Annotated in this window: 12 protein-coding genes; 5 read left to right on the forward strand and 7 right to left on the reverse strand. The window is 49.0% G+C overall.

All coding sequences use genetic code 11. The features are described from left to right. Positions 1 to 187 precede the first annotated feature (187 nt). The 3 genes from MHH92_RS01900 (at position 188) to MHH92_RS01910 (ending at position 5,454) form a co-directional block, all read left to right on the forward strand. The gene (locus tag MHH92_RS01900; protein WP_340901659.1) at positions 188 to 2,185 is read left to right on the forward strand and encodes a heparinase II/III domain-containing protein; all 1,998 of its coding nucleotides are present in this window, start codon (positions 188 to 190) and stop codon (positions 2,183 to 2,185) included. Further along, entirely contained in the window at positions 2,178 to 4,130 is a 1,953-nt protein-coding gene (locus MHH92_RS01905) for a glycosyl hydrolase (protein ID WP_340901660.1), read from the forward strand. The genes MHH92_RS01900 and MHH92_RS01905 overlap by 8 nt, the downstream gene beginning before the upstream one ends. Positions 4,131 to 4,317: 187 nt before the next feature. Next, entirely contained in the window at positions 4,318 to 5,454 is a 1,137-nt protein-coding gene (locus tag MHH92_RS01910; protein WP_340901661.1) for a glycosyl hydrolase, read from the forward strand. Positions 5,455 to 5,841: 387 nt separating this feature from the next. Here MHH92_RS01910 and MHH92_RS01915 read toward each other — a convergent pair whose 3' ends face one another. Continuing rightward, positions 5,842 to 6,447: a methyltransferase domain-containing protein gene (locus tag MHH92_RS01915; RefSeq protein ID WP_036616541.1), complete on the reverse strand. Its 606-nt coding sequence runs from the start codon at positions 6,445 to 6,447 to the stop codon at positions 5,842 to 5,844. A gap of 211 nt (positions 6,448 to 6,658) precedes the next feature. Here MHH92_RS01915 and MHH92_RS01920 point away from each other — a divergent pair, with 211 nt between their 5' ends. Beyond that, positions 6,659 to 9,031 carry an Ig-like domain-containing protein gene (locus MHH92_RS01920; protein WP_340901662.1) on the forward strand — a complete coding sequence of 791 codons (2,373 nt, stop codon included), beginning with the start codon at positions 6,659 to 6,661 and terminating at the stop codon, positions 9,029 to 9,031. A 408-nt stretch (positions 9,032 to 9,439) separates the two neighbouring features. Here the strand turns inward: MHH92_RS01920 and MHH92_RS01925 are convergent, their stop codons facing one another. The 6 genes from MHH92_RS01925 to MHH92_RS01950 form a co-directional block, all read right to left on the reverse strand. Next, entirely contained in the window at positions 9,440 to 9,985 is a 546-nt protein-coding gene (locus tag MHH92_RS01925) for a chromate transporter (protein ID WP_017691072.1), read from the reverse strand. A gap of 2 nt (positions 9,986 to 9,987) precedes the next feature. Continuing rightward, positions 9,988 to 10,575 (reverse strand): chromate transporter, encoded by a 588-nt coding sequence (locus MHH92_RS01930; protein WP_017691071.1) that lies wholly within the window; start codon positions 10,573 to 10,575, stop codon positions 9,988 to 9,990. Positions 10,576 to 10,587: 12 nt separating this feature from the next. Further along, a complete protein-coding gene (locus tag MHH92_RS01935) occupies positions 10,588 to 11,082 on the reverse strand; it encodes an Lrp/AsnC family transcriptional regulator (RefSeq protein WP_105406131.1) in 495 nt (164 codons plus the stop codon). A gap of 270 nt (positions 11,083 to 11,352) precedes the next feature. Continuing rightward, on the reverse strand, positions 11,353 to 12,468 hold the full coding sequence (locus MHH92_RS01940) for a PAS domain-containing sensor histidine kinase (RefSeq protein ID WP_036616552.1): 1,116 nt from the start codon (positions 12,466 to 12,468) through the stop codon (positions 11,353 to 11,355). Continuing rightward, entirely contained in the window at positions 12,461 to 13,111 is a 651-nt protein-coding gene (locus MHH92_RS01945) for a response regulator transcription factor (protein WP_340901663.1), read from the reverse strand. Before MHH92_RS01945 ends, MHH92_RS01940 begins: the two co-directional genes overlap by 8 nt. Positions 13,112 to 13,219: 108 nt before the next feature. Next, positions 13,220 to 13,651 carry a GAF domain-containing protein gene (locus MHH92_RS01950; protein WP_053061344.1) on the reverse strand — a complete coding sequence of 144 codons (432 nt, stop codon included), beginning with the start codon at positions 13,649 to 13,651 and terminating at the stop codon, positions 13,220 to 13,222. A 376-nt stretch (positions 13,652 to 14,027) separates the two neighbouring features. Here MHH92_RS01950 and MHH92_RS01955 point away from each other — a divergent pair, with 376 nt between their 5' ends. After that, the gene (locus MHH92_RS01955; RefSeq protein WP_235193905.1) at positions 14,028 to 14,804 is read left to right on the forward strand and encodes a Crp/Fnr family transcriptional regulator; all 777 of its coding nucleotides are present in this window, start codon (positions 14,028 to 14,030) and stop codon (positions 14,802 to 14,804) included. Positions 14,805 to 14,862 lie beyond the last annotated feature (58 nt).

Consider the following 14,862-nt stretch of genomic DNA (forward strand, 5'->3'; position numbering starts at 1 on the left):
AGGCCGAATTCAACGGAGGACCTGACGAAGGTTCTTCGTTTTTTTTGGTTAGGAAGGAGAAGGGAGTACCGTCGTGGAAAGGGTTCTAATGGATAATTCTTCAAAAATGCTATCATATCCGGTAAAATGAAATCGATTACATTATAATATGGGCATGACAATCCATTAACGAAGAGTGGTGAATCCAGTGGAAGATTCCATTCACGAAGTCGAAAATGAAAATATAAACCAACGTGGTACTGAGAGCAGAGCATTGAGTTCCTTAAGTGCCGACAGACTCTTGGAGAAGTTATCCCGGCCTGAATTGGCTACGTTATACACAGACTTGAAGGCTTACGGTGAACGTGCCTTGAATGAACCCATGCCTTCCTTGTCGTTCCGTCTATATCGACAGTTCAGCGATACGGGTGAGCGGAAAGCCTATGAAGAGGCTTATTTCGATCGAAGGGGCAGACTTGCTGCTGTGGCGATGCTCGCCTTGGACACGGCTAGGACGGATGCCCTTCAAGCGCTGGAAGAAATGTTGTGGGACGTGTGTGGTGAGTATACGTGGTGTTTACCCGCGCATCTGGGTACGGGAGAGGTCAATCAGGTGGATGGGAACATCGATCTGTTCGCCGCAGAGACAGTACATATGCTGGCCGAGATTGTGACCATTCACGCCGAGCGGCTGGATCGCCTTGTCATAGAGCGGATCAGGTCTGAAGCAGAGCGGCGAATCTTCATCCCGCTTTACCAGGAGCAACGGAAGTTCCATTGGCAGACAGCGGATCACAACTGGTCGGCGGTCTGTGGTGGCTGCTGTGGCATGGCCGCATTGTTGCTGATCGAGGATGAGTCCACACTACAGGAATCGATCTCCCATACGGTCAGCTGTATGAACGCATTCTTGAGCGGATATGGCGAGGATGGCGGCTGTGCCGAAGGCATTGGATATTGGGTATATGGATTTGGTTATTTCACCTATTATGCCGAGATGCTTCGTGAGTACAGTGAGGGCGAACTAGATCTGCTGACGGGTTCCAAAATAACAGCCATCGCAGCCTTCCCGTTGCGAGTTCATCTGTCGGGCGGCACATATGTGAATTATTCGGACAGTGTCGAGCAGGAAGAGATCCCTTCTGGATTGCTTTCCCTGCTCGCGTCCCGGGTTGGGTTGCAGATAGATCTTCCGTTTCATATTCCACTGCTTACCGATGATCCCTGTCATCGCTGGGCTCATCTGTTGCGGAACGTGATGTGGAGCGATCCAGCAGTGTACGGTGATGAAGGTGCCTCTGGGCAGGCTGAACGAGGATTTATTTTTCAAAATCTGTGCTGGATGATTGCAAAAGGATCGTTCGATTCTCCGGATACAAAACATGCGAACGGCGCACCCCTTCAGGTGGCTATTTCCATTAAAGGTGGGCATAACGATGAACCTCACAACCATAATGATCTGGGGCAGTTCATTATCCATTGCGGTGGTGAGAATATTTTGTGTGATCCAGGAGCAGGGTTGTATACCCAAGCGTATTTTGCGCCAGGCAGAGAGCAACTGTTCCACATCTCGTCATCCGGGCATAACGTTCCGCTCATTGAAGGCCAGGAGCAAAGTTCGGGCCGACAAGCGCAAGCCCATGTGTTAGAGGCAAAGCTGGCAGAGGGTGGCGGTGAGCTGAATACAACATTGGATCTGACATCCGCATACTCTGGTGCTGCTTCATTGGCTCGGTATACGCGCCAATTTCATTGGGAGATGGCTGCTGACGGTAGTGGGAATGGAGCGGAATTGCGTCTCATTGACCGTTTTCAATGGAAGAGCAGGATGGTGTCTTCGGCAGAACGATTCTCTTCGGTGGACGATTCAGATTCACATGCAGAGTGCTCAAGTGTTGTGGAACGATGGATGAGTAGAGTACAGCCTGAAGTGGTGAAGAGCGGTAATCTTGGCTGGCAAGGTGTACATGGAACGGTCCATATGACGTATGATGCGAACCAGTGGAAAATTCTTACGGAGAAACTGGACACAGTTGATCATGATAATGTTCCAGTCACATTCTATCGGACGTCACTATCATGGACAGGTGCAATTGATGAGACGGATGTTCGGACAGAACGCCCTAATCCGCTTGAAACGGTATGTGAGGTACGCTTCATCATTGAACCGAAAATGGGAGAAACCGAGGTGAGCATGCGTGAGTAAATATACATCTGCGTCCACGTATCCATGGAAAGACGAACTCGAACATTACCGTACATTGGCAGAACAAGCGGGCCCCCCTCCGGCAGACGGCTGGAATAGGGAGCGCAAGTTGGCACTTGTTGAAAGTGTTGTTCGCGCTTACACACCATATCAGGACAGCCAGGGGGCAATTATCGACCCGTTCTCGGGTGTGGAGAGATATTATTCTACACCGGCCTATGCGATGGCTGCGGCAGTTCTGGTTGATGCAGGGCGTACAGATTTGCTCCAATCGGCAGCAATAGCCCTGTCACAGAGCATTGATACCGTGGTCAATGGTAGCGCACCAGACAATCACCCTGATTTTTTTCCGGTGCTCATGATGAGAGCCTATATGTTGTTGAAATCACACCTGCCTGAACATGCACAGATCTGGGCTGAGGCACTCAAGACAATCAGTCCTGAACAAGATTATGTATTTACGATGAGCAAGATGAACAATCCCAATCGCATGATTAACTGGAACGCCATTATGATCTCTGGCGAATATCTGCGGTGGCATGAACAGCTGGCGAATGAGGGTACTGCGTGGATGGATCGATATCTGGAAGCCTATCATCTACCCCGGTTTACGGCCCTTGGCTTGTATCAGGATGGACCGCTGGACCGTCCAAATTGTCCATTTTCCTATGATATTGCCACCCGTTATCACCTTGGGGTGATGCTTGAAGCTGGTTACGAGGGAACCACTGCCGATACGTTACGTGAGCAACTGCGCCATGGTGCCTTCAGCTCGTTACTGACGCTCTCGCCGCTAGGTGAGATTCCACCGCGTGGTCGCAGCTCCCAGCATCAGTGGAATGAAGCGGCGGCCGCTTATGTATGCTCCACACATGCAACGCAGGCTCTGAAGGCGGGAGATCGGGTGATGGCGGGTGCTTTTGCACGTGCGGCTAATCGGTGTTTTGCTGCTGTTGAGCGCTGGAAGATGGAAGATGGACGTTTGAAAATCGTACGCAATGAATACGCGCCAGAAGATCGGCACGGGTACGAGATATATACCAACCACACCTGTTACAACCTGTGGACGGCAGCAGCGCTTGCTCACGCTTGTCTCAGTGATCCGGGAGACGATGTGAGCGAAGTATACCTTCCTTCCGAGTTAGGCAGCAGGGTTTTGCAGACCGATGGGTGGTTTGAAACTGTGATTGCTTCCATACCTGGTCAGCAACTGGTATTACACACGGCGATGAATGATCCGTATACGATTCCTGGTTTGGTACGGATTCAACAGACGGGGTTACCTGGTCTGATTGGTCCGTCGGCTGCCAGCCATGTGCAGGCCGGGTTCACGGAATTTGCCGAAGGGGCGGTTCGTCCGCTCAGTTACTGTCCTGCCTGGAAGACACCAGATGGGGTATGGCACAGTCTTGCAGAGGGGATTCCATCCGGTGGTGCATATGATCGGGATGTTGGATTAGACCCTGCTCAGGGAGGTGGTTCCATTGTGTATGAGAAGGTGGACCCTGATACACGGAACCAAGTGGAGCAGCATCTGGAGGAAAGAGCGGCAGAAGATGGCGTGAACGCCTTGGAGAATGCTTTTGCCGTGACATGGGTCGGTCCATTACCCGGAATTGAAACATTGCGTACTCATTATGTACAACAGGCGGATGTGCTGACTATAACGTATGAATTCGAAGGAGAGATCGCGGCAGCAGGGGCACTCATTCCGTTGATGTTCCATGATGGTCGTGAACAGGCGGTAATTACCCATACGGATCATAGCGTACGAACGAAGTATCGGGGGGCGTATGTAGAATCCACTGCGCTGGATCAGGGAGCCATAATTCATCTGGAGGAACAGGCCGTGGCCTCCCGTAATGGTTTACTGAAGGAAGCCCGGATTGAAGTGAACGGAGCACGTAGGTTGTCATTTGCGATCCGATTGGGCGAGGTTAACTGAAGGTGTTCAGGTTGAGGATCATTAGATCTCCAAACATCTCAAAACAGCTCGAAGCATAGTTAAAAGTGTTATTCGTGGATGATTAGTGATATTTAACTGATAGCTATTGGACGCTATAGATAAGTTGAGGATGAGCTGGAGCATCAAGCATAGATGTCTGGTATTGAATCGAGGAGGGATTATGTTCATGAACACATCAACGTCGGTAAAATGGCTCGAGGAAGCGTGGCAACAGGGCGCTGCCAAGACAATTCGGAATGCAAAGCGGATCAAGGATACATTTCCACACATTGCCCCGCAGGGGACGTATGACCGGAATGATCCGGAATGGTGGACAGCAGGTTTCTGGCCTGGATTGTTATGGCTGGTCTATGGGGATGCGCCGGAAAGTGAAGCGGTCGCTCCGTTACATCGCATTGCCGAAAGCTGTGAGCGGCAACTGGAAGGTTGTCTGCGTGATCCCGAATCGGTGGATCACGATCTGGGGTTCATCTGGCTGCTTAGTGGCGTAGCCAACTACCGCCAGACGGGTAGCATGGATGGACGGCGGCGCGGAATGCTTGCCGCCAACCTGCTCGCTGCCCGGTTCCACGTGCGCGGTGAGTTCATCCGCGCCTGGAACTTCAGCTCGTCAGCAATGGATACGCGCGGCGTAGCCATCATTGACAGCATGATGAACCTGCCGCTGCTCTACTGGGCATCCGAGCAGAGCGGCGACCCTCGCTTCCGCTGGCTGGCGGAAGCGCATGCGGACACCGTGGCGCGCGAATTCATCCGCGCTGACGGGTCCATCTGCCACGTGGTGGAGTTCGATCCACACACGGGGCAGAAGCTGCGAGAGCATGGCGGACAGGGCCATGCTCCAGGTTCCGCTTGGGCGCGGGGCACCGCCTGGGCGTTGCACGGGTTTGCGCTGTCTTTCCGGTATACGGGCGAAGCCCGATATCTGGAGACAGCGGAGCGTGCGGCCGATTTCTTCCTCGCCATGCTTGGCGAAGAGATCGTGCCGGTGTGGGATTTCCGCGCACCTGCGGAGCATCAGGTGGCGTGGGACTCGTCCGCTGCGGCGATTGCCGCGAGCGGGTTGCTTGAGCTGGCGAAGCTGTCGCCACGCGGGGAAACCTATGCTGCCGCGGGAGAACGTATCGTCCGCGGCTTGCATGAGCACTATAGCTCCGGCGACTCGGCAGCGGAAGAAGGTCTAATCATGCAGGGAACGGTGCATTACCCGGAAGGGCGAGGGCTGAATGTGCCGATTATATACGGCGATTATTTCTATATGGAAGCGCTGGCGAAGCTGCGTGGACATGCGGGGTTATTTTAAAAGAAGAATTGAGAACTACGGGCTGGAAGAACTGAAGGGGAGAACGGATTAGTAAGGTATTAGTGTTGTGAGCCTTCGAATTATTTCATTAGATTCAAATAGTTAACCAGTTATATATTCAGTATTTAGTTGTCAGTAGCATCAGTAGCAAACCATCATCACCTGTCCACGTGAGGCTGTCTCCAGTATTAGGAACGATATCCCTTCTATTGGAGACGGAGTATACCTAAGCTTGAGCTTTGAATAGACAAATCAAGGTGAGTGGACAGGTGGATGGTGTACATAATCGAAAGAAGACAAAAGAAGTATCTGGCCTATGAATATCTCATTCTTACGGGTCCAGTTGGGGTGCAGAATTAGCTATGCTTTACTGAAAAAAATCGATTTTCACTTCGAAGGTGTACGTCTCAGGATGACAAAGTCGGCAGAAGATTGATCTGGATAGCGCTGCGGAATAATCTCATGAACTTTGAAATCAGGGTAGTCGAAGAGATACTCAAACAGATTACGGTCCTGGATTGTATCAATCCCTGGGTTGCCGTTTTCTTTCAAACGGGTGTAAAGCACCACCCATGCTGTTGAGGAGTGCAGAATATCATAGAGGGTATTACGAAAATCCGTTTCATCCGTGATGTGATATAACACATCGAGACAGACCGTCAGATCGGCTTGCAGGAAACCACGGTTAATCCATAGGCCTGGTGTATACAGCATGAAACTCTTGGACGAATCCTTGGCAAATTGGGAAGCACAACGCTTTACGGAAGAAGCCGCTACATCCACGCCCAGGTAGTCCTCATAATTCATGTATTGCAACTGGTTGCCATCCCCACATCCAAACTCAATGACACGATGAATCCCTTCACGTTGAATCAGTCCGTTCACGACCTCGGCCTTGAATTCAGCCAAAACCCCGTATGAACCCCTCCCAGAAGTTTCACCCGAACGATATGTTTCCTCCCAATACCCGATGTAATCAAAAGGCTGATGCATTATGTTTCCTCCAATCCTGTTAAAAGAAGTTCAAGACTGCCAATATACATAGGTATGCGCAATATTCGCAGGTATGATCGGTTGAAACAGGAATAGAAGATAAATTAATTTCCATAGAATTCCCTGAAAATTTCCTGAAAGTCTAAACATCTGGAAAGGACTTGCCGACATAAAACATAAGGAAAAAAATGATGATAATCGGGGGGAAATGATGTTAAAGCCAAGATTGACCAAGTACATGGTGATGATGCTGGTGTTGATGCTGAGTATTTCCAACGTAGGCTTGGCCGCTGCGGCAGATAAAGAACTGTCCAAAATTGTGGTTTCCAAGAATGAGATGTCGCTCGAAGTTGGTGATTCTGGGTCTGTTACGGTGACAGGGGTATATTCAGATAATACCTCGGCTAATGTAACGATTAGTACAACCTGGAGTAGCGAAGATACTTCGATAGCAACTGTATATAATGGTGCAATCACGGCCAAAAAAGAAGGTAAAGCGACGATTACCGCAGCTTACCAGGGCCAGAGTCAGACCGTTCAAGTGAAAGTAACGAAGAAGGTCAAAGCTCTTTCGAAAAACGTGCAAAGTCTGGATTTGCGCACGGGAGATACAAAAGAAGTTATTTTGACAGCAACGTATAGTGACAATGAAACAAATAATGAAGCAGCAAGTACTGCAGAATGGTCTACCAGTGATGAGAAGGTTGCTACCGTTGTGAATGGTAAAGTAACTGGACAAAGCGCGGGTACAGCTGTGATCACAGCCAAAGTTGGCAGCCAAAGCGTGACGGTGGATGTTAACGTTGAAGTGGTTAAACGTGTAGATGTAGATAAACAGCAAGTTAACTTGCTGTTGAACAAAAGTGAAAGTGTGAAAGTGACGGCTACGTATCCAGATGGTACAACCAAAGATGTAACCGATCTGGCGGAGTGGACATCCAGCAATGAGAAGGTCGCAGACGTTCTCAAAGGCGAAATTACAGGATACTCGGCAGGTTCTGCCAAGATCACAGCCAAATACGGTACGAAATCTGTATCCGTTGACGTGGATGTGGATCTGACCAGCAAGCTGAGTGTGGAGAAACAAAGTATTTTCTTCCGTTTGGGTGGGGACAAGAATACAGCCAATATCGTATTAACGGCTTCTTATCCAACCAGCAGCGATGTGAATGTAACGGATCAGGCGACATGGACATCCAGCAACGAGAAAGTTGCAACGGTATTCAAGGGGCAGATTACAGCCATTAGCGCAGGTTCAACAACGATCAAAGCAACCTATAGTGGAAAAACTGTAGAAATTGCTGTAGATGTAGATACGGCAAGATATCTGGATATCAAAGATGTAAATGACAAGCTCGCCATGAGTGTTACCGGTGATAACAAGTCTAAGACATTGGTAGCCAATGCCGAATATATTGATGCCAGTACAGAAAATGTAACTTCCAAAGCAACATGGACTTCAAGCAATCCAGATGTCGTATATGTATCAAACGGCGATCTAATTGCATACAAATCCGGTACGGCTACGATCACTGTAGCTTATGGCGGTAAAACGGTTAAATTCACAGTGAATGTAGACGTAGCAGACAAGTATGAGATGGACAAGAAAAAAGCATCGGTAGCCGTTGGTGGAACGACTTCTGCCAAAGTACTGGCGTTGTATGGTGAAACATCCAAAGATATATCTGAAGATGCAACTTGGAGCAGCAGCAGCGACAAAATCGCTGAGGTAGATAGCAAAGGGGTTATCACAGGTGTTGCTACAGGTAAAGTAACCATTACCGCGAAGATTGAAGGCAAAACACTGACTCTGCCTGTTGAAGTAGGTATGGCTAGTGGACTGGAAGCAGATGTGAACTTCGTTGTTCTGTCTGCCAAAGAAACTCAGACGATTCTTCTAACAGGTACGGATGAGGACGGCAACACGTTGGATGTTACATCCGAAGCAACCTGGAAATCCAGCAATGCACGTGTAGCAGATGTGAAAAAAGGCGTGATCACAGGTAACAGCAGTGGTAAAGCCAACATCACAGCAGAATACGGCTCCAAAAAAGTGACGATCCAAGTTGAAGTGGATGTCATCACACGTATTGAAGCTTCCGAGCCGGTTCTTTCCCTGAAATCAGGCGATACAGCTGATCTGACGGTAACTGCCTTCTTGAGCGACGGTAGCGAGCGTGATGTTTCTGACAAAGCTGAATGGAAAACGAACAGCTACAAAGTAGCTCAAGTGACCAAAGGTAAAGTCAAAGCTACAGGTTCAGGTAAAGCCAAAATCACAGCAAAATACGGCAGCAAGTCTGTAACGATTGCTCTAGATGTGGATACACTGAAATATTTGCAGACGGATAAAGTAACGTTGACCCTGAAACCTGGTGAAAAGGTAACCGTGGCTGCAACTGCAACGTATGCCGATGGCAGTGAAGCTGATGTATCCAAACCGGCTCTCTGGAAATCTTCCCGTATTGCAACAGCATCGGTGAAAGATGGAATCATTCAGGCGAACGGCAAAGGTAAAGCAACGATTACAGTAACATTTGCAGGTGTGAAAACCAAAGTAACGGTAGTGGTTGAAGCGAAGTAATTGCTTTTCCAAATGTGAGTGTGAAACGCGCAAATAAAACGGTGATGCCAGCTAATAGCTGGCATCACCGTTTTTTGTTTATAAACTAGGCATGTCTTCAAGCGCTAACGAATCTGAAACGTCTTATTCAGGGGTCTGGAGCGTTTGCAGAAATCTAAGGAATCTGAGACACGTTATATCGGAAAGTACAGTCTTTTATAGTGCTTTTGTCAGGTTATTTTGGTATATAACGTGTCTGAGATTCCTTACAATTTATAAAGAGGACCTAAAGACCAAATAAGACGTCCTGAGTTCCTTAGAAAATGAAAATAATCTAGCCATTCGCCAACGTCCAGAACCCTTGCATACACCACCCTATTACAGATGTATAACCAAGTGATTCTGTGACGTTCCCTGTATGTTCTACTACTACATCGTGTGAGACAGTACCAGCGCACCATAGGCAAAAGCGATCACGATCAGAATGGCCGGATGCAGCTTGGTTTTGGTCATGACCCAGAGCGAGATGCCTGCAATGATCAACGTCTGCCAGATGCCGATGGAATCGGTGGATAGCTGACCGAATTCCCATGTGAGCAGAATCATGAGTACGGCGATAACAGGCTGTACGAGGAGAGTCATACCTTTGACTTTTGGTGAAGTGCGATGTTTGTTCAACAGACGAAGTAATATAATTAGTGCGGTTGCGGAAGGCACGATTGTGGCAAAACTTGCGATAAATGCCCCAAACCAGCCTGCTACGTGGTACCCGACAAATGCAGCAATTTTGGTTGCAATCGGGCCGGGAAGGGCGTTACCAATCGCCAGTACATCACCGAATTGCTCGGTGGTCATCCATTGGTAGTGGTTCACAATCTCTTCCTGCATAAGCGGGATGGAAGCTGGACCGCCCCCATATCCCAAGATGTTTGCTACGAAAAATCCCCAAAATAATTCCCACCAGGTCTGGAGCATCCTTAGGACACCCCCTTATCGGACTCGCCTTTGGACTTGAAGCGCTGAACCAAATCCAGATGGAAGACACCATATCCAAGGAAAACTGCGATCACAATCCCTGGATGGATATCCAGTAGCTGCAATAGTACAAAGGCAATTACGCCGAATAGGGCGGCAAAAACTTTACCAAGTCCCTTCCAGGCTTTCATGGCAAATTCATAAGCCATCATGCCTAGCATGACAAAAATGACCGGCCGCACGGCGGCTACCATGCCTGCTACCACTTTCGACTCGCGTAGCGCGTACATGGAACCGAGCAGCGCGATAATGGCAATGCTTGTCGGTAAAATGTGAGCGAGTACGGACACGATCGCGCCCAGCACACCTTTGGTTTTATAACCGAGATATGCGGCCATTTTGGTCGCGATGGGACCCGGCAAGGCGTTGGCGATAGCCAAAATCTCGCCGAACTCCTCATCACTGACCCATTTGTAACGCGTAACGGCTTCGTAACGGATTAACGGGATCACCGAAGGGCCGCCGCCATATCCGAGAATTCCGGTTCGTACCATTCCGATGACGAGACCGTTGTAATCTTTCCAACCCATGCTGATTTCCTCCTAGAGTCTCATGCCCATCCGGCTTTTATAACGTTTCAACAATAGCTGTGATTCCACTTTGACGATACCCGGCATCTTATAGAGCTTCTCCAGCAAAAACTGCTCCATCTCTTCCATATCCGCAAAAATACCGTGCATGTGCAGTGTACTCGGGCCTGTCATATGATAAAGGCTGGTGACGGCTGGCTCTTCATCCAGTTTCTCAGCGACTTCATCCAGGAAGGGCGGTTCAACATCGACATTAAAAAAGGCCGAGACCTGAAGCCCAACTTTGCCAGGGTTGATTACAACGGTAAAGCGTTCGATGATTCCTTTTTCGGATAACGCATTAATGCGGGCCTGAACAGCTACACGTGACAACCCGATCTGTGTACCCAGATCCGTATAGGATATTCGGCTGTTTTGGTGAAGCGCGGCGATGATTTTGCGATCCATCTCGTCCAGATTGTACATTTGTGGAATTTCTCCTCCTTTGGAGGAGCGTTTCTCTGACATGTTGACCATCCTTTTCTCTCGCTATATGAAATGAACAATGAAATTTTACTAATCATACAATGTGTATGTGGCATTCATAGTTTAATGACGAATCGTAACTGGAGTCAATCTATTTATCATGATTATTGAATTTAACCGATTTTGAGCCTTCATTTTGTCATTTCGACCAATCGGAAATAAAAAGACCACTCGCACAGTCCAATAGCGAGCAGCCGTTAAATAATAGATAAGCTGGAGTAAAGCACAAAGTGTGATACGAAGCATGTACGGTTATCCCTGTGCTGTCTTGGGCAGTAAAAGGGTAACGGTGGTCCCTTCGCCAGGCTCGGAAGAAACTCTCAACGTTCCTCCTGCACCACGGGCACGCTCTTCCATACTGAACAATCCAACGCCATTGCCTGCGGTTGCTTCGCTGAATCCAGCACCTTGGTCTTCAATAATAACCATCGTCATGTTCTCAGCGTCTTCTATAGTAACACGTGCCTCGGCAACATCGGCATACTTCGCGACATTGGTTAAGGCTTCCTGAATAATCCGATAGATAGCTATCTCCCGGTTCATCTCCAGTCGTTTGCGCAAATTACATTCCAGATCAACTTCGATCCCGTAGTGACGGGTGTAATTCTCGATATACGTACGAATCGCCGGAACAACACCCAGGTCATCCAGAACGGATGGTCTCAGCTCCCATGCCATACCGCGTACATCTTCCATGATACCCGTGACCTGTTTACGAAGTGCTTCAACCCCGGGGTGAGGCTGGTCTGCCAGCAGGCGATCCATCTGAATCACCAGAGAGAAGAGACTCTGTCCAATCCCGTCATGCAGTTCACGCGAGATCCGGCGTCGTTCCTCTTCCTGAATATTCATCACTTGGGACATCATCTTTTGCAATTCGGCTTCGACGGATTTCAGCTTGGTGACCTCGCTGCGTACAGCCAGGTATTGATAGGGCTCCCCGTCGTTATCAAGGAAAGGCACGATGGTGGTGTTGACCCAATAATGACTGCCATCTCTGGCACGATTGAGAATTTCCCCGTTCCATACCTTACCTGAGGATATCGTGTCCCACAGGTTTTTCATAAAGCTTTTGCCATGGTATCCGGAATTAATGATTCGATGATCCTTACCGATCAGTTCCTCGCGCTCATACTGCGAGATTTCACAGAATTTATCATTCACATACTGGATTTTACCCTTGCGGTCTGTCAGGGCTACAATAGAGGATTCATCCAAGGCAAATTTCAGATCACTCAGTTGATGCAGGGAACCCTTCAACCTGCTGCGAAATTCATTATCCGTAATGTGATTATCGATTTCGTTCAGCAGGAGGCGTACGGGCTGGTCTGCGAGTCCACTTAGTCTGTTCTTGCGTGCACTACTCAAAGTTCAGCAACCCCTTTTTCATGGCAAACTTCACCAGTTCCGGTCGTGTGCGCAGGCCAAGCTTCTCCATCAGATTGCTTTTGTGGGATTCGACCGTTTTGACACTGATGATCAGATGTTCGGCGATTTCTTTGTTGGCATATCCTTTGGCAATCCAGGACAAAATCTCTTTCTCCCGCTCGGATAACGTGTCATACGGTCCGGCGTTTTCCTGTTTGGCTTTGTCCAGGTATTCACTCATCAGCCGCTTGGTTGCACTTGGGTACAGATAGGCGCTACCCTCTGCTACGGAACGAATCGCAGCAAGCAATTCTTCATGCGGCGCACTTTTGAGTATATATCCGGATGCTCCCGCATGGATGGCGCGGAACAGATATTCTTCATCGTCATGCATGGTTAGTATCAAAATGGAGACATCTGGCATCAATTTCTTCAATTCAGCCGTAGCGGTCAGACCGTCTTTTCCTGGTGGCATGCTGAAATCCATCAAGACGACATCTGGCATCAACTCTTGAGCCTTGGCAATGGCTTCATCGCCATCTGCGGCATCTCCAACGATATGTATATCATTCTTTCCTTCAAGTAAGGCGATCAGCCCGGAACGCACGACAACATGGTCGTCTACAACTAATAGTTGAATCACATGATTTCCCCCTGTCCGCTTCCTTAGTTCTATCTATATCATAACAAAAAAAGAAGCCATTCAGAGCTTTAATCTCCGAATAGCTTCTCTCACGCTCTAGTTCAAACTTTATCCAAACACCTTCGGCTGAAGATGTAGAGCGACTTGCTCCGTCTGCCGGATCATATCCGGGGAGAAGGTGCAAGGCAATCTGCTGCCAACGAGCAGCACGGCGCCAGGCACGCTTCCTTCCTGGAACACAGGTACCGCTATGGCACATACCAGCCGCTCAGCAAGCATTAACGGGCAACGACCGGGTGTATGCTCCCCGGTGGATTGTGCATCAGATCGGGCTGTGCGTCCAGTCCGAAGGGCTGTGCCCACCAGATCTTGTCCGGGGCGCATTTCCATGCGTTTCACCCGTTCATTACTAGCCCCAGAGGTATACTTCCAGCGTAGCATCGTCCCGTTCAGACAGGCAAGTCCACAGAAGTCGCTGGATGTGTTCAGGCGCAGGCCGTCGATCATCTCCTGAATGCCAGATGGCAGTTCATCATGCATGAGAGGACACTTCCTTTTTCGAAATTATAACGTACGTAACCTGTAATTATTATCATTAACCTTTGAACAGGATCATCTTAAAGTAAGGGTATTACAATGTTAATTCTATTGTAGACCCTTTCCCGTACGTTGTAATTCAGGGAAAACCCCTATTTCCGTTCTATAATCTACTGAACTTAGGCAGTGGAGGGCTCCTGAGTCAGGTGCACCAAGGGATTGAAGAAATGCGAAGGATGAGGCATATCGGTGAAATGTGACTTTTCTCACAGCAAACTCAGGGAGTTTCTCGTTAATGATCAGGTAATCCCCCGATAACCCTCGCGCTACTTTCACGGTATGATAGATACATAAGGAATCACCGAGGGGGACGAAGGTTATGGGTACAGTATTTGTAGAAAGAACAACCCAGAGAGCAGAGCAGAAACAAACGGAGGCGGGCAAAATGACACGAGAAACAGGCGGAATCCTTTCGTTTGTTACATCTGAGCAATGGGGCCTGATTGAAGCAAAAATGCAGCCCAAACGGGTGAAGTCGGGGTATAGTCTCTTTCTCGAAGGCGATGAAGCCGGATATCTGTACTACATTCGTTCGGGACGAGTGAAAATGACCAAGTCGACGGAGGATGGCAAGGAAATTATTTTATCCATTCAGCAAAGCGGCGATCTCATCGGTGAATTCGGCGGCATCGGAGGATTGAATCATAGCTACAGTGCAGAGATGGCGGAAAAAGGGGAACTGGCCATTATCTCGCTTAGCGATCTGGAAAGTATACTCAGCAAACATGGCGACCTTGCCTTGAAATTCTTGCAATGGATGGCACTGTCGCAGCGGATCACCCAGTCGAGATTCCGTGATTTGCTGCTCTATGGCAAGGCGGGTGCGCTCGCTTCGACACTGATCCGTGCCAGCAATTCGTATGGCAGGGTTACACCGGATGGCATTGTGCTGGACATGAAGCTGAACCATACCGATCTTGCCGAGATGATTGGAGCGACCCGGGAGAGTGTAACAAGGATGCTGGGGGCATGGAAGGAACAAGGTACGCTGGATATGATGGACGGCAAACTGATGATTCGAGACCTGGCAGCCCTGCGCTGTATGTGCGGATGTCCGACGTTCCCGAGCTGTCCGGTAGAGCTGTGCCGACTGTAACATAGATTGTTCCGGTGTTCCGAGTTGAGGGAAGCACAACGGTTGCATCCCTGAGGGA

Source organism: Paenibacillus sp. FSL M7-1414, assembly GCF_038003195.1.
GTDB classification, from domain to species: Bacteria; Bacillota; Bacilli; order Paenibacillales; family Paenibacillaceae; genus Paenibacillus; species Paenibacillus amylolyticus.